Source organism: Fodinicurvata halophila, assembly GCF_042651425.1.
GTDB lineage: Bacteria > Pseudomonadota > Alphaproteobacteria > Kiloniellales > DSM-21159 > Fodinicurvata > Fodinicurvata halophila.
Map to the genome: position 1 here is coordinate 67,232 of NZ_JBHSCW010000008.1, position 17,725 is coordinate 84,956.

18 protein-coding genes are annotated in these 17,725 nt (G+C 63.3%); 8 read left to right on the forward strand and 10 right to left on the reverse strand.

The genetic code is table 11. The features are described 5' to 3' along the window. Nucleotides 1–73 precede the first annotated feature (73 nt). Nucleotides 74–1,036 carry a LysR family transcriptional regulator gene (locus ACFOW6_RS14275; RefSeq protein ID WP_382423072.1) on the forward strand — a complete coding sequence of 321 codons (963 nt, stop codon included), beginning with the start codon at nt 74–76 and terminating at the stop codon, nt 1,034–1,036. On the opposite strand, the gene ACFOW6_RS14280 is transcribed toward ACFOW6_RS14275, so the two are convergent. Then, nucleotides 988–1,458: an Lrp/AsnC family transcriptional regulator gene (locus ACFOW6_RS14280; RefSeq protein WP_382423073.1), complete on the reverse strand. Its 471-nt coding sequence runs from the start codon at nt 1,456–1,458 to the stop codon at nt 988–990. The two genes, ACFOW6_RS14275 and ACFOW6_RS14280, sit on opposite strands and share 49 nt — an antisense overlap. Before the next feature lie 117 nt (nt 1,459–1,575). Between ACFOW6_RS14280 and ACFOW6_RS14285 the strand changes: the two genes are divergently transcribed. Continuing rightward, nucleotides 1,576–2,781, forward strand: a complete 1,206-nt coding sequence (locus ACFOW6_RS14285) for a methionine gamma-lyase (RefSeq protein ID WP_382423074.1) — start codon at nt 1,576–1,578, stop codon at nt 2,779–2,781. Nucleotides 2,782–2,802: 21 nt separating this feature from the next. Here the strand turns inward: ACFOW6_RS14285 and ACFOW6_RS14290 are convergent, their stop codons facing one another. The 4 genes from ACFOW6_RS14290 to ACFOW6_RS14305 form a co-directional block, all read right to left on the reverse strand. Beyond that, nucleotides 2,803–3,240 carry a nuclear transport factor 2 family protein gene (locus ACFOW6_RS14290; protein WP_382423075.1) on the reverse strand — a complete coding sequence of 146 codons (438 nt, stop codon included), beginning with the start codon at nt 3,238–3,240 and terminating at the stop codon, nt 2,803–2,805. After that, the gene (locus ACFOW6_RS14295) at nt 3,237–4,022 is read right to left on the reverse strand and encodes an SDR family NAD(P)-dependent oxidoreductase (protein WP_382423076.1); all 786 of its coding nucleotides are present in this window, start codon (nt 4,020–4,022) and stop codon (nt 3,237–3,239) included. The genes ACFOW6_RS14290 and ACFOW6_RS14295 overlap by 4 nt, the downstream gene beginning before the upstream one ends. A gap of 9 nt (nt 4,023–4,031) precedes the next feature. Further along, nucleotides 4,032–4,733: a DUF6134 family protein gene (locus tag ACFOW6_RS14300; protein WP_382423077.1), complete on the reverse strand. Its 702-nt coding sequence runs from the start codon at nt 4,731–4,733 to the stop codon at nt 4,032–4,034. Between the two features lie 164 nt (nt 4,734–4,897). Continuing rightward, the gene (locus ACFOW6_RS14305; RefSeq protein WP_382423078.1) at nt 4,898–5,116 is read right to left on the reverse strand and encodes a hypothetical protein; all 219 of its coding nucleotides are present in this window, start codon (nt 5,114–5,116) and stop codon (nt 4,898–4,900) included. A 190-nt stretch (nt 5,117–5,306) separates the two neighbouring features. Here ACFOW6_RS14305 and ACFOW6_RS14310 point away from each other — a divergent pair, with 190 nt between their 5' ends. Further along, nucleotides 5,307–5,603 (forward strand): hypothetical protein, encoded by a 297-nt coding sequence (locus ACFOW6_RS14310; RefSeq protein WP_382423079.1) that lies wholly within the window; start codon nt 5,307–5,309, stop codon nt 5,601–5,603. Between the two features lie 69 nt (nt 5,604–5,672). On the opposite strand, the gene ACFOW6_RS14315 is transcribed toward ACFOW6_RS14310, so the two are convergent. Beyond that, the gene (locus tag ACFOW6_RS14315; protein WP_382423080.1) at nt 5,673–6,788 is read right to left on the reverse strand and encodes a zinc ABC transporter substrate-binding protein; all 1,116 of its coding nucleotides are present in this window, start codon (nt 6,786–6,788) and stop codon (nt 5,673–5,675) included. 155 nt (nt 6,789–6,943) lie between these two features. Between ACFOW6_RS14315 and ACFOW6_RS14320 the strand changes: the two genes are divergently transcribed. Genes ACFOW6_RS14320 through znuB form a run of 3 tightly spaced genes read left to right on the forward strand, consistent with a single transcriptional unit; the run spans nt 6,944 to nt 9,002 of the window. After that, entirely contained in the window at nt 6,944–7,408 is a 465-nt protein-coding gene (locus tag ACFOW6_RS14320; RefSeq protein WP_382423081.1) for a transcriptional repressor, read from the forward strand. A gap of 12 nt (nt 7,409–7,420) precedes the next feature. Then, a complete protein-coding gene (gene znuC, locus ACFOW6_RS14325; protein ID WP_382423082.1) occupies nt 7,421–8,215 on the forward strand; it encodes a zinc ABC transporter ATP-binding protein ZnuC in 795 nt (264 codons plus the stop codon). Continuing rightward, nucleotides 8,205–9,002 (forward strand): zinc ABC transporter permease subunit ZnuB, encoded by a 798-nt coding sequence (gene znuB, locus ACFOW6_RS14330; RefSeq protein WP_382423083.1) that lies wholly within the window; start codon nt 8,205–8,207, stop codon nt 9,000–9,002. Before znuC ends, znuB begins: the two co-directional genes overlap by 11 nt. Here znuB and ACFOW6_RS14335 read toward each other — a convergent pair. Next, the gene (locus tag ACFOW6_RS14335) at nt 8,922–10,682 is read right to left on the reverse strand and encodes a Na/Pi cotransporter family protein (protein ID WP_382423084.1); all 1,761 of its coding nucleotides are present in this window, start codon (nt 10,680–10,682) and stop codon (nt 8,922–8,924) included. The genes znuB and ACFOW6_RS14335 overlap by 81 nt on opposite strands. Nucleotides 10,683–10,867: 185 nt before the next feature. Then, complete coding sequence (locus tag ACFOW6_RS14340; protein WP_382423085.1) at nt 10,868–13,651, reverse strand: ATP-binding protein; 2,784 nt, start codon at nt 13,649–13,651, stop codon at nt 10,868–10,870. Nucleotides 13,652–13,949: 298 nt separating this feature from the next. Here ACFOW6_RS14340 and ACFOW6_RS14345 point away from each other — a divergent pair, with 298 nt between their 5' ends. After that, a complete protein-coding gene (locus ACFOW6_RS14345; protein WP_382423086.1) occupies nt 13,950–15,443 on the forward strand; it encodes an AMP nucleosidase in 1,494 nt (497 codons plus the stop codon). A gap of 76 nt (nt 15,444–15,519) precedes the next feature. Here the strand turns inward: ACFOW6_RS14345 and ppa are convergent, their stop codons facing one another. Beyond that, nucleotides 15,520–16,062 carry an inorganic diphosphatase gene (gene ppa, locus ACFOW6_RS14350; protein ID WP_382423087.1) on the reverse strand — a complete coding sequence of 181 codons (543 nt, stop codon included), beginning with the start codon at nt 16,060–16,062 and terminating at the stop codon, nt 15,520–15,522. Between the two features lie 252 nt (nt 16,063–16,314). Here ppa and ACFOW6_RS14355 point away from each other — a divergent pair, with 252 nt between their 5' ends. Further along, a complete protein-coding gene (locus tag ACFOW6_RS14355) occupies nt 16,315–16,950 on the forward strand; it encodes a rhomboid family intramembrane serine protease (RefSeq protein WP_382423089.1) in 636 nt (211 codons plus the stop codon). Here the strand turns inward: ACFOW6_RS14355 and ACFOW6_RS14360 are convergent. Then, entirely contained in the window at nt 16,947–17,708 is a 762-nt protein-coding gene (locus tag ACFOW6_RS14360) for a sulfite exporter TauE/SafE family protein (protein ID WP_382423090.1), read from the reverse strand. The two genes, ACFOW6_RS14355 and ACFOW6_RS14360, sit on opposite strands and share 4 nt — an antisense overlap. Nucleotides 17,709–17,725: the final 17 nt, after the last annotated feature.

A 17,725-nucleotide genomic window follows, 5' to 3' on the forward strand; every position in this document is an offset into this window, starting at 1 on the left:
AGAAACATAGGGAAAGCGACGCATGACAAAAAATGGCTTGTTTTCATCAATCAATGATGAATAGTCATGCATCATGATCGATATCCAGCATCTCGCCATCGTGCGTGAAATCTACCGCAGCGGCAGCCTGACGGCCGCCGCCGACAAGCTCTGCCTCAGCCAGTCGGCGGTCAGCCATGCCATGCGCCGCTTCGAGCAGCGCTTCGGCGTCTCGGTCTGGGAGAAGCAGGGTCGCGGTGTCCGGCTGACCGAGGCGGGGACCTACCTGTTGGCCCTGGCCGAGCGCGTGCTGCCGCAGATCGAGCATGCCGAGACGGCCCTTGAGGACTATGCCTCCGGACGCAGCGGGGTCCTGCGCATCGGCATGGAATGCCATCCCTGCCATCAGTGGCTGATGCGCGTGGCGAACCCCTATCTGCAAACCTGGACGCGCGTGGACCTGGATGTGACCAGCGCCTTTCGCTTCGGTGGCCTGGGCGCCCTGCTGGGGCACGAGATCGATCTGCTGATCACCCCCGATCCCATAGAGCGTCCGGGCCTGATGTACGTCCCGGTCTTCGACTACGAGATAGTACTGGCGGTGGCGCCGGACCATCCGCTGGCCTCGAAGAGCGAGGTCGAACCCTCAGACCTCAACGGCGAGACCCTGATCACCTATCCGGTAGCCACCGAACGCCTCGATATCTTCACGCGCTTCCTGGTGCCCGCGGGCTGCCTGCCGCGACGCCACAGGACCGTGGAAACCTCGGAACTCATGCTGCAGATGATCGCGACGGGACGCGGCGTCAGTGCCATTCCGGACTGGCTGTTGCGCGAACTGCCGGGCGGCGAGGAGCTTCACACACTTCGCCTTGGCCCCGCGGGCATGGACAAGAGCATCCATATCGGAATGCGCCGCGAAGACGCGCAAACGCCCTATATCGAGGGGTTCCTGGAGATCGCACGGGCAACCAGTAGCCAGACTGAGAGGCCGTCAGGCCCCGCCCGTCAGCCTTCGGGCCTGGGGAAGACCCGGGACGACTTGACGGTGCCATAGACGAAGCTCGTCGTGATCGAGCTGATCCCCGGAATGGCGTGCAGGCGTGAGCGCACGAACTCCTCGTAGGCCTCGAGATCGGCGACCATCACCCGCAACAGGTAGTCGGCCTCCCCCGTTAGCAGGTGACAGTCGAGGATTTCCTCGATGCTGCGCACCCGTTCCTCGAATCGTTGCACGACATGGTGATCATGCCGCTCCAGCGAGATGCGGATGAAGGCGGTGATCGTCAGGCCATAGGCCCGGGGCGCCACGTTCGCCGAATAGCCGGTGATGACCCCGGCCTCCTCCAGCAGTCGGACCCGCCGCAGGCAGGGCGTGGGCGACAGGTTGACCCGGGCGGCCAGGTCGGTGTTCGTCAGCCGGGCATCCTTCTGCAGCTCCCGGATGATCTGGAAATCCTTGGCATCAAGTGACTTCAAACGACGCTCCAGTTAGTGAAATCCACTATTACAGAGCACATTATTGACATCATTTGGCAGCACTCGCCAGCGCAATCCTGCAATACTGCCCCTAGACAGCATCGAAGGGACAGCCCCATGAACCCGACCCAGCCCGCCGGCTTCGCCACCCGCGCCATCCACCTCGGGTATGATCCGCAGGACAACGAGGGCGCCCTGACGCCACCGCTACACCTGACCTCCACATTCGCCTTCGAGACGGCCGAGCACGGGGCTGCCCTCTTTGCCGGGGAGGCCCAGGGTCATGTCTATTCACGCATTTCCAACCCCACGCTGGACCTGCTCGAACGGCGGGTAGCGGCGCTGGAAGGCGCCGAAGCGGGGCTTGCGCTCGCCTCGGGCATGGGCGCCATCACCTCGGTCCTCTGGACCTTCCTGGCGCCGGGGGACGAGGTCATCACCGACGAAACGCTCTACGGCTGCACCTTCGCCTTCATGCGGCACGGACTGGAGAAGTTCGGGATCACCGTCACCCATGTGGACCTGACCGACCCGGCAGCACTGGAGGCCGCGATCTCGTCCCGCACGCGAATCGTCTATTTCGAAACGCCCGCGAACCCGAACATGCGGCTGGTGGACATCTCCGCGGTCTGTGCCATCGCCCGGCGACACGATGCAAAAACGGTGGTGGACAACACCTATGCCACCCCGGTGCTCACCCGCCCGATCGAGCTGGGCGCCGACATCGTGGTCCACTCGGCAACGAAGTACATGGGCGGGCACGGCGACCTGGTCGGCGGCCTCGCCGTCGGCGGAGCGGAAGACATGGGCGAGGTCCGCATCATCGGCATGAAGGACATGACCGGGGCTGTGATGGCGCCGTTCAACGCCATGCTGGTCCTGCGCGGTCTGAAGACCCTCAAGCTGCGCATGGAACGGCATTGCGAGAACGCCATGGAAGTGGCCAACATGCTCGAGCGCCATCCTGCGGTGACGACAGTTCACTACCCCGGCCTGGAAAGCTTCCCGCAGCACGCCCTGGCCCGCCGCCAGATGCCCGGTTTCGGCGCGATGATCGCCTTCGAGCTCGAGGGCGGGCACGCGGCCGGCAAGGCCATGATGGACCGGCTTCAGCTGATCCGGCGGGCCGTCTCCCTGGGCGATGCGGAAAGCCTGATCCAGCACCCCGCCAGCATGACCCACTCGACCTATACCGCCGAGGAACGCGCCGCTCACGGCATCACCGAAGGGCTGATCCGATTGTCGGTCGGGCTGGAAGAGGTGGAGGATATCATCGCCGACCTGAAGGAGGCCCTGACGGCACCCGTCCCCGCAGCAGGCTGACGGGGCAGGCCCCTTACCGGCCTAATCCACCTGCAAACGCCTGCGCAGGCTGCGCAAAATGCCGCCGATCACCGGCAGCCGCTCGTAGAGCTGCCCGGCGGCATCCCAGTGATCGATGTGGGCGCTAACACGCCCGTCCTCGGACAGGGCGATCTCGCTCATGCCCTCGATGCGCCGCTCGGGGCCCTGCTTGCGCCGGTAAACCATGGTCCAGCGCAAGTAAGCGGCCGTGTCGCTGTGCGCCACGTCCAGCACCTCGAAGCGCACCTCGTCCAGCAGTTTGAACATGTGGCGGAAGGCCCGCTCCATGCGCGGTCGCCCGGTGAAGTCATTGAAGGGATCGCGGAAGTGAACGTCGTCCGTCACATGTTGGGACAACTCCGGGAGGGTGTCGGGCGACAGCGACTCGAAGAAGGCGACATAGCGCCCGACGGAAGCAGTGCGTTCCGCGATGTTCATGACGATCCCTCTTGCCCACGGCGCACCATGCGCGCGGTCACGGCGAATTTCAGCGGATAGGGCAGGACGCGCAACAGCTTCACCATCCAGGTGAAGCGCCGCGGAAAGGTGATCTCGAAACTGTCGCGCGAGAGCCCCCGGTAGAGAGCATGGGCGGCAGCTTCGACCTCCATCAGGAAGGGCATGGGAAAGTCGTTGCGGTCGGTCAGCGGCGTGCGCACGAAGCCGGGATTGACCACCTGCACCGTGATGTTGTCGGGCGCCAGCTCCACCCGCAGGGCCTCGCAGAGATTGATCATCCCGGCCTTGGTCACGCCATAGGCAGAAGCCTGGGGCAGGCCGGTGTAGCCGGCCACCGAGGCCACCACGGCGATCCGGCCGGCTTGTCGCGTTCGAAAGCGTGCAATCAGGATTTCCAGGCAATTGATGGTGCCCATCAGGTTCAAGTCCACCAGCTTGCGGAAATCCGCCGCCTTGAAGTCATGGGCCGGGGTCGGCTGGTGCGTGCCGGCATTCAGCACCGCCTGGTCGATGGGCCCCACCTCGCTCTCGATCCGCTGTACCGTCCGGCCCACGGCATCCAGATCACTCACGTCCAGTGGATAGGCGACAATGTGCCCGGAAGCGCTTTCGGCCTCGGCCACCAGGCTGTCCAGCTTTTCGGCGGAGCGGGCCGAAACGGCGACGCTCCAGCCATCACGTGCCATCTGCAGCGCCAACTCCCGGCCCAAGCCGCTGCTGGCGCCGGTGATCCAGGCTCGTTTGCCGGCAATCGCGATCATTGCAGCGGCTCAGGAGTTCGGTGCGGAGGCGGAGTCGACCGGCGCACGCAGGTAGCGCACGGGCTCGCCGCGGGCCTGGAATTCCAGGCCGCTCCATTGACCGTCCACGTCGTACCAGATGTCCATGTCCAGGTCGCCGCTCACGGAATAGCGCGTGGCCTGGACGGAGCCTTCCAGGGTTTCCAGCGACTCGCGGCCCCGTTCCTCGATTTCCAGGTCCACGATCCGGCCGTACTGGGTGTCCAGCAACTGCTCCCGCTCCATGGCCTCCGGGTTCCAATAGCTCGTGGTCAGGATATCCGCCGGCGCCGTGAAGCTGCCCTCTTCGCTAGACTCGACCTGCAGTCCCTCCTCGGTGGCCTCGGCCTCGACGCGATAGGTGGTGCCGTCGTCGTCGGTCTCACTGGACAGCGAAACCAGACGGCCATCGCGCCAGACTTCGTGATTGCGGTGGCTGTAGGTATAGACCGGGACAAAGGCGATGCGGACCTCGAGCTCGATGTTCACATGCACATGAAGCTCTTCGCCCTTCTCCTCGAAGCGCAGTGTATGGGTTCCGATGTCGCTTCCGTCACGCTGGACCTGGAACTTCAGGGCCTTCGATTCGGGCACCTCCGCGAAAGCGGGGGCCACGACCAGGGTCAGCATCAGGGCGAGAGCACCCCAGCGCCGGGCATCGGCAGCCACTTGAACCATCCTGCAACCCGACATGGCCGGCTGTCCTTCCTATCCGATGGAGAACGGGCCGCCAATCAATGCCGGATCGTCGTGTCCCGTCACTCCAGCACAGGCCGCATCGCCGTGCTTTCAGAGGATCTTACGACGCCGCTGTTGGTTTGGATTTCCCTCAGGTCTTCACGGGCTGCGGAGATGGGTCACTCATCGCCGCGCAAACGCTTCTTCATGCGGCCGGTCATGCGGCCGGCAAAGCGCATCGGATTCTCCGACGGCTTGGTTTGCGAGGCCTGCTCCTGCCAGTCCTTGCGCAGCTCCTGGCTGGTTTCCGTCAACTTGGGCTGCACCTGCGTCTGATAGACTTCCTTGGCCTTGCCGCGAACACGCGGGTCCGTTGCGGCTCGGCGGGCTGCTTTCATCAAGAAACTTCTGACAAGCGTCATGGCAGTCTACCCTGCTTTCTTCGCTCTAGCCCCGGGCTTTCCCGGTGGGCCGGACATTCGTTGTTGGCGAAGCGCATCGATTACGTCATCTCCGACGTCTCCGCGCTTCAGCCTTCTTGCAAGCTGTTATATTGTGTCTCTCAAGGCTACAGCAAAAGGGCCGTTCATGAAACTGAATCGACGCCGTGCCATCTCGCTCGGCCTGGCAGGGCTCGCGAGCAGTGCTCTCGTGCCGCTGCGCGTCGAGGCGCTTTCGCGCCAACCGCTGTCCCCTGAGAATGAAGCCCTCTATCTCGAGACCTGCAGCACGTCGCATGCCTCATACCATGCCGAACTGATATCCGAGGTCACGCGGATGATGGAACAGCAGAAGGTCGAAACCTCGGACGCGAACCTGGACACCGTCCTGGCCTCACTTTCCTGCCCGCTGTGCGGCTGCAGCCTCGACAAGGCGAAAAGCTGAAGCTTCCCGGAAGAATCGACTGGTAACACGCCTCAAGCGCCGCTGAAGCGAAGTGGAAGAGCCGGCACCTCAGCCGTTTCCGCGCAGGCAGGCGCTGATGTCGTCGCCCAGGCTGCGCATCAGCTCGAAGTAAGCCTGCGGTCCTGGTTCCAGGCCCACACCCAGCGGATCGAGTTCGCCCGTTTGCACGGAGGTCCCCTGGACCAGGCTGGCCACCAGGCGCGGCTCGAACTGGGGCTCGCGGAAAACGCAGACGGCGTCCAGCTGCTCCACCTTCTCCCTCAATTCGGCCATCCTGCGCGCACTCGGCTGGCGTGCGGGATTGAGCGAGACCGCCCCCACCGCGTTCAATCCAAAGGCCTCCTCGAAATAGTGATAGGCGTCATGGAAAACGATGTAGGGTCGCTCCACCACCTCGGCCAGCTGCGACTGCAGCTCGGTCTCCAGGCTGTCCACTTCCTCCAGGGCCGCCTGCGTATTCGCCTCATAGCGCTCGCTGTTGCCGGGATCCAGCTCGCTCAGCGCATCGCGCACCCCGGTCAGGATGGCGCGTGCGTTGTCCGGGGCGAGCCAGATGTGCATGTCGAGACTGCCGTGCACATGCCCGTTCCCGTGACCGCCTTCGTCATGCTGATCATGCGCCCCGTCGTGACGATGTGCCTCATCATGGTCATGATGCTCGTGCTCATCGGCCTCATCATGATGGCCGTCCTCGTGGTGGTGGGCATGATCATGGGTCTCTCCGTCGTGGCCATGAGAGTCGTTGCCTGCGCGAGAGGCATGTCCCTCGGGTCCATGCGCATGGTCGTCCCAGCTGCCGCCGCTGCGTGTTTCCAACAGCTGCACGTCGGGCAGCTCCGACAAGGTCACCAGTCGTGCATCGGTACCAAGCGCCTCCAGCGGGCGCTGCAGGAAGGTTTCGAGCCCCTCACCCACCCAGACGATCGCATCGGCCTGTTCCAGGGCGCGCGCCTGGGAGGGACGCAGGCTGTAGCTGTGCGGCGAGCCTCCACTCTCGACGAGCAGTTCCGGCGTTGCCACGCCCTCCATCACCGCCGAGACCAGGCTGTGAACCGGCTGGATGGTGGTGACCACGCTGGGAGCGGCCTGCGCCCCCGCTGCGCCGGATACGAGGAAAGCCCCTGCCAGAACGCCGCCGAACAAGCCGTTTTTCAAAGTCTGCATGGGATCCCTCGATCTGTAAGCTGGTGGGTTTGTCGCAATCGGTCCGGCATGCCAACGTGCCGAGCAGGTTTGAGCTTGTGTTATATTATAACATTTTTAGCTCGACAAGAGAGGTCTTCTGTCCTATTCCTTCGTCATGCAAGGGATCCTATGCCATGCAGCAGCGAGATCACGATCACGACCAGTGCCTGAGCGAAGCGCTTGATCGGGTTCAGGCCGTCTGCGCCGAGCGCGGCTTGAGGCTGACCGAGGTACGCCGGCGCATCCTGGAACTGATCTGGACCAGCCATCGTGCCTACGGGGCCTATGACCTGCTGGAAATGCTGCGCGCCGAACGCGGCCGGGTGGATCCGCCCACGGTCTATCGGGCCCTTGATTTCCTGCTGGAGCAGGGCTTCATCCACCGCGTGGAAAGCCTGAACGCCTTCATCGGCTGTCCCCTGCCGGATCGCAGCCACTCTGTGCAATTCTTCATCTGCGACCACTGCGGCACCACGCACGAAGGCCAGGACAGGACCATTACCAAGGCCCTGGAGCGCAGTGCAGAGGCACAAGGCTTCCGGGTCCAACAGAAAATCGTCGAACTGCGCGGTCTCTGTGCGAGCTGCCAGACGGACTGAGGCGAACCCCCCATGACCGAAACCACGTCCACGCTGGTCGAAACCTCCAGCGTCGGCCTGACACTCGCCGGCCGCCGGATCCTGGAGTCCATCGACCTTGCCATTTCTCCCGGCGAGATCGTCACGCTGATCGGACCCAACGGTGCCGGAAAGACCAGCCTGCTGCGAATCATACTCGGCCTGCAGAAACCGGACAGCGGTCATATGTACCGACGTCCCGGCCTGCGCATGGGTTATGTGCCCCAACGCATCTCCATCGGCCCGACCCTGCCCATGACGGTGCTGCACTTCCTCTCGCTGCCCGACCGCCAGCCACGGGCCAAGCGCATGAAGTCCATGGAGGAACTGGGCATAGCTCATCTTGCTAGATCACAGCTCCACACGCTGTCCGGCGGCGAGTTCCAGCGCGTGCTGCTGGCACGCACGCTGCTGCGCGATCCGGACCTGCTGGTGCTGGACGAGCCGGCCCAGGCCATCGATTTTATCGGCCAGACAGAGCTCTATCGCCTGATCGACAGGGTTCGGAACGAGCGCGGCTGCGGCGTCCTGCTGGTTTCACATGACCTGCATCTGGTCATGGCCGCCACCGACCGGGTGATCTGCCTCAATCGCCATGTCTGCTGCTCCGGCGAGCCGGAAACCGTCAGCCAGCATCCCGAATACCAGGCCATGTTCGGCCCACGCGCTGCCCAGGCGCTCGCCGTCTATCACCATCACCATGATCATCATCACGACCTGACGGGAGCCCCGGTCGAGTCCGAGGATACGTCCGAGCGGGAGAAGGAAGAGACATCCCATGCTCGATGATTTTCTGGTCCGCGCCTTCCTGGCCGGCACGGGCCTGGCCCTGGTGGCCGGGCCGCTGGGCTGCTTCGTTGTCTGGCGGCGCATGGCCTATTTCGGCGACAGCCTCTCGCACACGGCCCTGCTGGGCATCGCCCTGGGCTTTCTGCTGGGCATCGACCCGCAACTCGGGGTCGTTGCCAGCTGCATCGCCATGGCCCTCCTGGTCGTCGGCCTGCAGCAGCAGAACCGCCTGCCCACCGACACGCTGCTGGGCATTCTCGCCCACTCGGGCCTGGCGCTGGGCCTGGTCGCCATCGCCTTCCTCGACAATCTGCGCGTCGACCTGATGGGCTATCTCTTCGGCGACATTCTCGCGGTGACCGTGGTCGACCTTGCCTGGATCTACGCCGGCGCCGTACTGGTGCTGGGTCTCCTGGTGCTGGTCTGGCGGCGCCTGCTCTTCGCCACGCTTCACGAAGACCTGGCCCGTGCCGAGGGTGTCTCCGTCCTGCTGCTGCGGCTCGTCCTGATGCTGACGATGGCCGTTACCATTGCCGCCGCGATGAAGATCGTCGGTATCCTGCTGATCACCTCCATGCTGATCATCCCCGCGGCAACGGCCCGACGCTTTGCCTCCACGCCGGAGCAGATGGCTGTACTTGCCGCCCTCGCAGGCGTGGTCTCGGTGGCAGGAGGGCTCTGGGGCTCGCTGCTTTACGACACGCCCTCAGGTCCCAGCATCGTCGTCTGCGCGCTTCTGCTGTTCCTCGTCAGTCTTGCCCTTGGCGGTCTTCTGCGTCGCGCCTGAGTGGGCTCCGGCCTCGGCTTCCTTCTTCTCGAAGGCTCTCAGGCGGGAGTCCAGCAACTCGCCGTGGCTCTTCAGGATGGGGTGTGCGAACGAGGTCAGGTGGGCCGTGATCCGCTTGAAGTCCCGCAGGATGTCCAGGTGCAGGGCACTGGTCTCGATGCTCTCCGTCTGGCCGTGGCGCAGCCGCTGCATGTGGCGTTCGGAGGCGTCCTGCTCCCAGTCCCGGATCTTGTCCTTCTCGCGGACCAGCTGGCGCGCCATCTCGATATCGCGGCTGAAGAAGACCGTCATGGCCAGCTGCATCTGGGCGACGACCAGCCCATGGAACTCCTTGATCTCCTGCCAGCCTTCCTCCGAGAACTGCAAGCGGTTGCGCAGGCGCTTGCTGGCCGTGCGTAGCAGGTTCTTGTCGATGACATCACCGATATGCTCCAGGTCGGTGATCATCGCCATGATATCGAAGCTGCGCTTCATTTCCTCCTCGGACAGCTCGTTGCGCATGACCTTGGCGACATAGAGCTTGATGGCTTCGTGCAGGCGATCGACGTCGTTGTCGCGGCGACTGATGGTGTTGATGGTCTCCTGCTCGTCCGCCTTGAAGGCGTCCATCGTGTCGCGCAGCATGCCCTCCACGACGTCCGCCATGCGCATCATCTCGCGCGTCGCGCCCGCCAGTGCCATGGAGGGCTGGTCGATCACGGCCTCGTCCAGGAATTTCGGTTCCGCGACTTCCTCACGCGTCTGCTTCTGTTCGGGAACGGCCTTCTCCAGAAAGCGTGCCATGGGCCCGATGAAAGGAACGAACACCAGGGCGAGGGCAATGTTGAACAGGGTGTGGAAGTTGGCCAGCTCGCGAGCGGAGTTGTCCTCCAGCATGGTCAGGCCGGCACTGATCGGCTCCAGGAACGGCAGAACGACCAGGGCCCCCGTCAGGCGGAACAGGAGGTTGCCGATGGGCAACCGCTTCATCGTGGCATCCCCCTGGGCCGTCAAACCGATCATCACCAGTCCCGACCCCACGTTGGCCCCCAACACCAGGGCAAGGCCCAGGGTGCCGGGAAAGACTCCACCGAGTGAAAAGGACATGATCAGCAGCACGATGGCGGCACTGGAATGGGACACCCAGGTCAGCAGGGCGGCGATGATGAGGGCCACGACGGGCTGGCCGGACAGGCCGTCGAGAACCGTTTTCACCAACTGGCTCTCCCGCATCGGTTCGGTGGCATCCACGATCATGTTGAGCGAGAGGACCAGCAGGCCCAGAGCCAGGATGATCCGGCCCAGATTGCGCAACCAGGCGAACTGCCCGACGGAAAAGGCCAGGAAGCCGGTGATCAGCAGCGCCGGCGCCAGGAAGGAGATGTCGAACGACAGGATCTGGACCACCACAGTGGTGCCGATATCCGCCCCCAGCATGATGGCCAGGGCGGGGGCAAGCAGCACCAGTCCCTGCTTCAGGAAGGTGACCAGCAACAGTGCGGTGGCCGTGGAACTCTGGAGGGCCGCGGCCACCCCGGTCCCGGTCAGGCACGCAATCCAGCGATTTCGGGTGGCACGTCCAAGGAAGCGCCGGAAATCGGCCGCAAAGGACTCCTGGACATAGGTCGACACCATTTTCGTTGCCCAGAGCAGCAGGGCAACGCTTCCCAGGAGATGAACGAGCCAGAAATCTTCCGACATGGGCAGGAACCGGGACTTGGAAACAGAAGAACAACAGCCTCCAGGGGGCGGCTGTCATACGAGTGTAATAAAACTGAAACAGTTCGCCACTATGTCAGACAATCCAGATTTGTCCAACGCTGTCCACGAACATCGCCTGCTTGTCTGACCGGGAACCGCAGTGGACCGCTAGCGGAGGTGGGTCCTCAGGACAAGAGCATGGTACCTATCTTATCCACCAGGTCCGAGCGGCGATAGGGTTTGTGCAGGACCTCCGCGTCTTCGGGCAGTTCCGTCTCGTCCGGGCGCTCCGTTTCGGCGTACCCCGAAGTATAGAGAACCTTCAGCGAAGGCTGGAGTTTCAGGGCCTCCCGGGCAAGCTGACGGCCGTTGGTGTCTCCGGGCATGATCAGGTCGGTAAACAGCAGGTCAAAATCCCGGGTTTCGTTCAGGCGCGCGCGTGCCTGCTCCGCATCGCGCACGGCAACCACCTCATAGCCCAGACTCTCAAGCTGGGTGGCAACATAACTGCGCACCAGATCGTCATCCTCGACGACCAACAGCTTGCCGGCACCCTCGGGACGCCTCTTCCGGTCCGAACTCACCTCCTGCCGGCCGGCTGTCTCCACTGCCGCTTCGGCAAGGGCTTCACTGCGTGGCAGATATACGCGGATCACGGTCCCGGCCCCCGGTGTCGATTCGATACCTACATGTCCTCTCGACTGGCGCACGAAGCCATAGACCATGCTCAGGCCCAGTCCACTGCCCTTCCCGACTTCCTTGGTGGTGAAGAAGGGTTCGAAAGCCTTCGCCTCGACGTCCGGTGTCATCCCCGAGCCGTTGTCGGTCACGGAGATCTCGACGTAGTCTCCGGCTGCAAGCTGAAGGGCCTCGGCTGCCTGACCGGAAAAGGTGACATTGCCCGTTTCGATCCTGATCCGCCCCTTGGCCCTGATGGCATCGCGTGCATTGATCACCAGATTCAGCAAGGCCACTTCCAGCAGCACCGGATCCACATGGATGGTCCAGGTTCCCTCGTCACAGCGAATGGCAATCTCAATGTTCTCCCTCAGCGTCCTCTGGAACAGCGTTTCCAGTCCGCTCACGAGATCATTCGGATTCACGAGGCGCGGCTCCAGTGTCTGTTGCCCGGCAAAGGCAAGCAGGCGACGGGTCAGGTCAGAGCCACGCTCGGCCGCATTGGCAGCGGTTTCCGCCAGCTCGCGCAATTCCGGATCGGAGACTCGGGTTCCCAGGATCTCGGTATTCCCCAGGATGACGGTCAGCAGATTGTTGAAGTCGTGAGCGACCCCTCCGGTCAGCTGCCCCAGGGCCCGCAGCCGCTCGGACTGGGTCAGCTCCTCGGCCATCTGGCGACTGTGCAGCATGCGCCCGATATGGGTGGCCACCCCGTCAACCAGCTGCCTCTCCTCTGCGGGCAGTAAGATGTCCTGTCCTGCGTCGCTCTCACCGGGATCCGCGGATCCAACCTCGATGAAGCCGACCTGTTTGTAGACGCCCTGAATGAATGCGCGATAGTGCCCTGCAAGCACCTCTCGGTTTCCCGAAAGAAAGGTTTTGCCCTCGAGTTCGAGGCGCACCACCGGACTGGGGAGCTGGATCAGGCTCTTTTCCAGGAGCGGCACGATATCCCGGCAGATATCACCGACCGGCCGGGACCGATCGGATGTCAGCTCCAAGACATCGTAGAGACAACGCAGTTCGCTCATGCGCTTGCGCAGCGCAAGACGCATGTCTTCCAGGGCATCCTCCAGCTCCGCCAACTCCCGGATCCGCGAACGGCCCTGCGCAGAGGCCGTGAAATCCAGATGCGCAATGCGCCCCACATTTTCAGCAAGCCGTTCCACGGGCCGGGCCAGGGCCCGCCCGGACAGCCAGACCATGGGGGCCGCCACCAGCATGACCAACCCGAATGTCTGCAGCATGCGCGCCCGCACCAGCCGAGGTCCGGCGGCGATTTCCTCCATGGGAGCCGCCATCACGAACGTCGTGCCGCGTCCATCCAGCGGCACCAGGGTCGAAAGCCAATCTTGACCGTCAATGGAAAGCGCCTCTGTCGAGCTTTCCTCGATTTCCCTGCTTCTTGCCGACAGGGCGCTCAGAACCGGTGGGCCGACACTTTCGGCGGACGGCAGGGCTTCAAGCTCATGCGAGTCACCACCGACGCCGCTTTGCACCGCTTCCTTAAGGCGCTGGAGGTCCGTATGGGCCAGCACACTGCCGTCGGAATCCAGTATGGCAGCCTCGGTCGCGGGCACGAGGCGACCGGCCTGAAGGCTTTGCGACAGCTCCCAGAGCGAAACGTCTACGCCGGCCACGGCACCGGAGGGTGCACGCCGCGCCGCGGTAATTCCAGGCTCCCGCGTGGTGAAGAAGACATATGGGGCCGTGACGATGGTTTCATCTACGCGCCTTGCCTTCTCGTACCAGGGTCGCTCTCGGGGGTCGAAGTCATAGGCGACGTCGGTGCGAGTCTCCAGGACATCCAGGTCCTCATCGAGGAACTCGAAGCGCGCGCCCTGCGTGTGGGCCCATTGCACCAGCCAGGCCGCATCGGGCGGTGCACCCAGTTGCTCTTCGTGCCGCCCCACCGGGCGCAAGAGCAGGAAATCGCCGTCCGTCCAGCCCACATAAGCCGCGGAAACACCCGGGACAGACCTCAGAACCGTGGCCAGCTGATGGAAGTGCTGCCCTCGCTCTTCCTGGGTTTCCGCCTGGATGATCGGATTGGCCGCCAGGGCTTCGGCCGCCGAACGTGCCGTCTGTTCCAGCTGATCCAGTTCCAGCAGGGCGAGATCCGCACTTTTCAGGAACGACGTGGACACTGTCTCATCGACGAGTCTCTGGGAGGTCCGGCTGGCGACCGTGCCAAGCACGAGACCCAGCACGCCGAAGAGAAAAAGGAAGAGAATAATGATATTCAGGCGCAAGGGAATGCGGAGTCTGCGCTTTCCCGAGTGTCTGTCCACTTTGCGCCCGCCCGCTCGCATTCAGCCTGTCCCTTCCGCTGCCGGAGCCAATGAGGAGTGACGCCCAGAACACGTCTTCCCTTGCTTGCAGCCATCAATAGCGGAACTGAGGGCCACTGGCTTTCCTCTCCTGTGGAATCAGGTTATACCAGCGACCTTCTCAACGCCAACGGGAAGTTCCCCGTGTTCGAATGTTCCGCTCTGGGCATCGCTCACGGACGATCCGCGGGTTTGCGCAACCCCGGAGAGCCGATAGACTGCAGAGAACGAAAACCACCTGCAGCAGTACGAAAGCGACATGCCGGAGATATTCAGCCCCCCACCGATGGAGACAGCCACATTCCGTGATCCCGAGGCCGCCCTGGCCCGGATCCGGGAAATCTATGAGCGCAATACCGCGTTCTTGCGGGAGAACTTCGCAGCCTTCCTCTCAGGCCGTGTCCCGGCCGGGAAGGCACGCGCCACCTATCCTTTCGTGCGGGTGACCACCAGCTCTCACGCCCTGATCGACTCCCGCTTCGCCTATGGCTTCGTCTCCCGGCCCGGCATTCACGAAACCACGGTGACTCGCCCGGATGTCTTCGGGGATTACCTGCGCGAGCAGATCGCGCTGCTGATCGAGAACCACGACGTTGAGGTGGAAATCGGTGAATCGGACGAACCCATCCCCATCCACTTCGCCTACAAGCGCGATATCAATCTGGAAAACAGCCCGCCCAGCCAGGAGTTCGAGAAGATCGAACGCCCCTTGCGTGATTTCTTCGACGTGCCCGACCTCGCCGGCATGGATGACACCATCATCAACGGAACCCTGGAGGTGCCCGAGGGCAAACCCCAGCCCCTCGCCCTCTTTCGGGCGGGACGGATCGACTACTCGCTGCACCGCCTGCTGCACTACACGGGCACAAGCCCGACATATTTCCAGAACTTCGTGATTTTCACGAACTATCAGTTCTATCTCGACGCCTTCGTGCGGATCGGGCGGGAGCGTGTCAGCCAGGGCGAGAGCGGCTGTCTTGCCTTCGTGGAGCCCGGCGATGCCGTCACCCGGCAGGGAGAAGACGGCCGTGTCGAGACAAGCGGAACACCCCGCGAGCGAATGCCGCAGATGCCGGCCTATCACCTTGTGGGGGAGGACAATTCCGGAATCACCATCATCAACATCGGCGCCGGCCCCTCCAACGCCCGGACCATGACCGACCATGTGGCGGTGTTGCGACCCCATGCCTGGCTGATGCTGGGCCACTGCGCCGGCCTGCGCAACACACAGAAGCTGGGCGACTATGTGCTGGCACACGGTTACGTGCGCGAGGACCACGTCCTCGACGAGGACCTGCCGACCTGGGTGCCCGTGCCGGCCCTGGCCGAGGTCCAGGTGGCACTGGAAGCCGCCGTGGCCGAGGTCACGGGCTTTTCGGACTACGACCTGAAGAAGGTCATGCGCACGGGCACGGTCGCCAGCGTGGACAACCGCAACTGGGAACTCAGCGAACATACGGCGGTCATGCGGCGCCTGTCACAGTCCCGGGCGATCGCCCTCGACATGGAATCCGCGGCCATCGCCGCCAACGGTTTCCGCTGCCGTGTCCCCTACGGCACTCTGCTGTGTGTCTCCGACAAGCCGCTGCACGGCGAGATCAAGCTGGCGGGCATGGCCGGGGAATTCTACCGGCAACGCGTGGATCAGCACCTGGACATCGGCTTGAAGGCCCTGGAGCGCCTGCAAAGCCAGGAGCGCGAACGGCTGCATTCGCGAAAACTGCGCAGCATTACCGAAGTGGCCTTCCAGTAAGTTCATGCAAGAAGGCCCGGGCCTTCACCCCAAAGGGCAAAGGTCACCGGGCCCAGGAGAACCGTGGACGCGGAGATTACGCCGCGGAAGACGTCCTGTTGGCGCGGGCGATGGAATCCTCGATCATCCTGCGGGCTTCGGCATCGTCGCCCCAGTGCTTGACCTTGACCCATTTCTCCTTCTCGAGGTCCTTGTAGTGCTCGAAGAAGTGGGTGATCTGCTCCAAAAGGATCTCCGGCAACTCGTCGTAGCGCTTGATGTCCTTGTAGTAGGGATGCAGGCGGTCGGAGGGAACCGCGAGAATCTTCTCGTCCTCGCCCTTCTCGTCCTCCATGACCAGAACACCGATCGGCCGGGCCGCGACCACGGCACCCGGCAGGATCGGACGGCGCGAGACGATCATGACATCGATGGGATCACCGTCGTCGGAAAGCGTATGCGGAATGAAGCCGTAGTTGCAGGGATAGTGCATCGCGGTATGCAGGAAGCGATCGACGAAGAGCGCACCGGAGTCCTTGTCCAGTTCGTACTTCACCGGCGAGCTGCCGATCGGAACCTCGATGAGCACATTGCAGTCTTCAGGCGCATTCTCGCCGACGGGGATTTTGTTGATGTCCATCTTCTTCTCCGCGATTGATCGCTCATGACAGGGAATGCGGCACAAGGAACATCGAGGTCCGTTTACGTCAAGGAAAGTTTTGCGCTGCAACATTGAAAGTCGGCCCGGAAGACATGGACTCCGCAGCCGCTTCATTCTACATGCGGGAGGAACGGGTTCTTCCCCCAGATCACAGACAGAGGCCGCATGACCGCCGACCCCGCGAAGAAACAATCTCCGCCGCCTCCGCCGCCGAGTCAGCCGGCGCTCAACATGCCCCGTACAGTCTTGGTTCTGCTGCTCGTGATGGCCGGCATCAGCCTGCTGCGCGCCCTGTTGCCGCCTCATCTGGACTATCAGTTCATTGTCTGGTTCGCGCTCTACCTCTTCGTGAACGGGGAGTTCGTCTGGGAACGGCTCTACAGCCTCGTCACCAGCGTCTTCATCCATGAAGGCCTGGTGCATCTGCTGTTCAACGGCTTCTGGATCGCCACCATCGGCACGCTGGTACAAAGAACCTTGAACTCCCGTGACTTCCTGATCCTCTTCCTCGGCAGCGCCGTTGCCGGCGGGGTCCTGTTCGTCGCCCTGAACTGGGGGGTGACCGCCATAGCCGTCGGCGCATCGGGGGGTGTTTTCGGCCTGCTGGGCGCGTTCGGACATATTGGCGTCGCACGCCCCTGGGAGGATAGACCCACGCGCTGGCGCAAGCTGGCCGCCTTCACGGCGGTGATGATGGCCCTCAACATCGCCTATGCCATGGTGGGCGGTGTCGGCGGCCCGGAATCACCCTCTATCGCCTGGGAGGCCCATGCCGGCGGCTTCTTCGCCGGTCTCTTCCTGTTCCCCTGGCTGTTGAGGCGGAACCTGCAGGAAAAGCAGAAGTCTCGCTTCCACGTGGTCGACTAGCCTGCGTAGGCCCGCCAGATGAAGGACAGGCCGATCACGACCAGGACCAGCAGCACCACGGTCTGGAAGCGGGCCTGGGAGACGAATTTCCGGACCCACTGACCCAGGAAGACTCCGCCGAACACCGGGATGACGGCAAAGGCTGAAAGCAGCAGTTCGTACCACCCCAGGACGTCATGCAGCGCCAGCGCGGCATAGAGAGGCGCGGAATTGATCAGAAAGAAGATCGAGATGGCGCTGATGAAGAAAGTCTTTTCGAGGCGCAGGGCCACGAGATAGAGCGCAAGCGGGGGGCCTGGCAGGTTGGAGACGCCCCCCAGCACCCCCGCTCCGAAACAGACGCCGAGGCCCACCGGACGTTCCTGGCTCGGCTTCAGAGTGAAGCGCGGGCTGGAGAGCGTCAGGAGCGCCATTCCGGTGATCGCAATTCCCAGCAGCAGGTAGAGCAGCTGCGGATCCAGCGAGACCAGGAGCTGGACACCCAACAATACACCGAGCACCAGAGACAGCATCACAGGCCAAAACCGTTTCAGCACTCCCAGGAAGTGACCACCCTGGAACGCCTGGACCAGGTTGCTGAGCACGACCGGCAGGGACAGAACCGTGATCGCCTCCGGCACCGGCATCATGTAGGCCAGCACCGGCAGGGCCACCAGCGGCAACCCCATGCCGATGACGCCCTTGACGAAACCGGCCAGCAGCAGGCCACTGAAGCCCACCGCATAGAGCGCAAAGGTATCGGCTGTCAGGGGGTCCATGGTCTCCGGCTGTGTGT

Excerpts from the sequence above, each read along its gene's own strand:
- ACFOW6_RS14295 (WP_382423076.1), bottom strand. The coding sequence starts at position 4,022 with ATGATCGCGATTGCCGGCAAACGAGCCTGGATCACCGGCGCCAGCAGC.
- ACFOW6_RS14320 (WP_382423081.1), top strand. The coding sequence starts at position 6,944 with ATGCAGCAGCGAGATCACGATCACGACCAGTGCCTGAGCGAAGCGCTT.
- ACFOW6_RS14310 (WP_382423079.1), top strand. The coding sequence starts at position 5,307 with ATGAAACTGAATCGACGCCGTGCCATCTCGCTCGGCCTGGCAGGGCTC.
- znuC (WP_382423082.1), top strand. The coding sequence starts at position 7,421 with ATGACCGAAACCACGTCCACGCTGGTCGAAACCTCCAGCGTCGGCCTG.
- ACFOW6_RS14290 (WP_382423075.1), bottom strand. The coding sequence starts at position 3,240 with ATGAACATCGCGGAACGCACTGCTTCCGTCGGGCGCTATGTCGCCTTC.
- znuB (WP_382423083.1), top strand. The coding sequence starts at position 8,205 with ATGCTCGATGATTTTCTGGTCCGCGCCTTCCTGGCCGGCACGGGCCTG.
- ACFOW6_RS14360 (WP_382423090.1), bottom strand. The coding sequence starts at position 17,708 with ATGGACCCCCTGACAGCCGATACCTTTGCGCTCTATGCGGTGGGCTTC.
- ACFOW6_RS14300 (WP_382423077.1), bottom strand. The coding sequence starts at position 4,733 with ATGTCGGGTTGCAGGATGGTTCAAGTGGCTGCCGATGCCCGGCGCTGG.
- ACFOW6_RS14285 (WP_382423074.1), top strand. The coding sequence starts at position 1,576 with ATGAACCCGACCCAGCCCGCCGGCTTCGCCACCCGCGCCATCCACCTC.
- ACFOW6_RS14275 (WP_382423072.1), top strand. The coding sequence starts at position 74 with ATGATCGATATCCAGCATCTCGCCATCGTGCGTGAAATCTACCGCAGC.
- ACFOW6_RS14315 (WP_382423080.1), bottom strand. The coding sequence starts at position 6,788 with ATGCAGACTTTGAAAAACGGCTTGTTCGGCGGCGTTCTGGCAGGGGCT.
- ppa (WP_382423087.1), bottom strand. The coding sequence starts at position 16,062 with ATGGACATCAACAAAATCCCCGTCGGCGAGAATGCGCCTGAAGACTGC.
- ACFOW6_RS14305 (WP_382423078.1), bottom strand. The coding sequence starts at position 5,116 with ATGAAAGCAGCCCGCCGAGCCGCAACGGACCCGCGTGTTCGCGGCAAG.
- ACFOW6_RS14345 (WP_382423086.1), top strand. The coding sequence starts at position 13,950 with ATGCCGGAGATATTCAGCCCCCCACCGATGGAGACAGCCACATTCCGT.
- ACFOW6_RS14335 (WP_382423084.1), bottom strand. The coding sequence starts at position 10,682 with ATGTCGGAAGATTTCTGGCTCGTTCATCTCCTGGGAAGCGTTGCCCTG.
- ACFOW6_RS14355 (WP_382423089.1), top strand. The coding sequence starts at position 16,315 with ATGCCCCGTACAGTCTTGGTTCTGCTGCTCGTGATGGCCGGCATCAGC.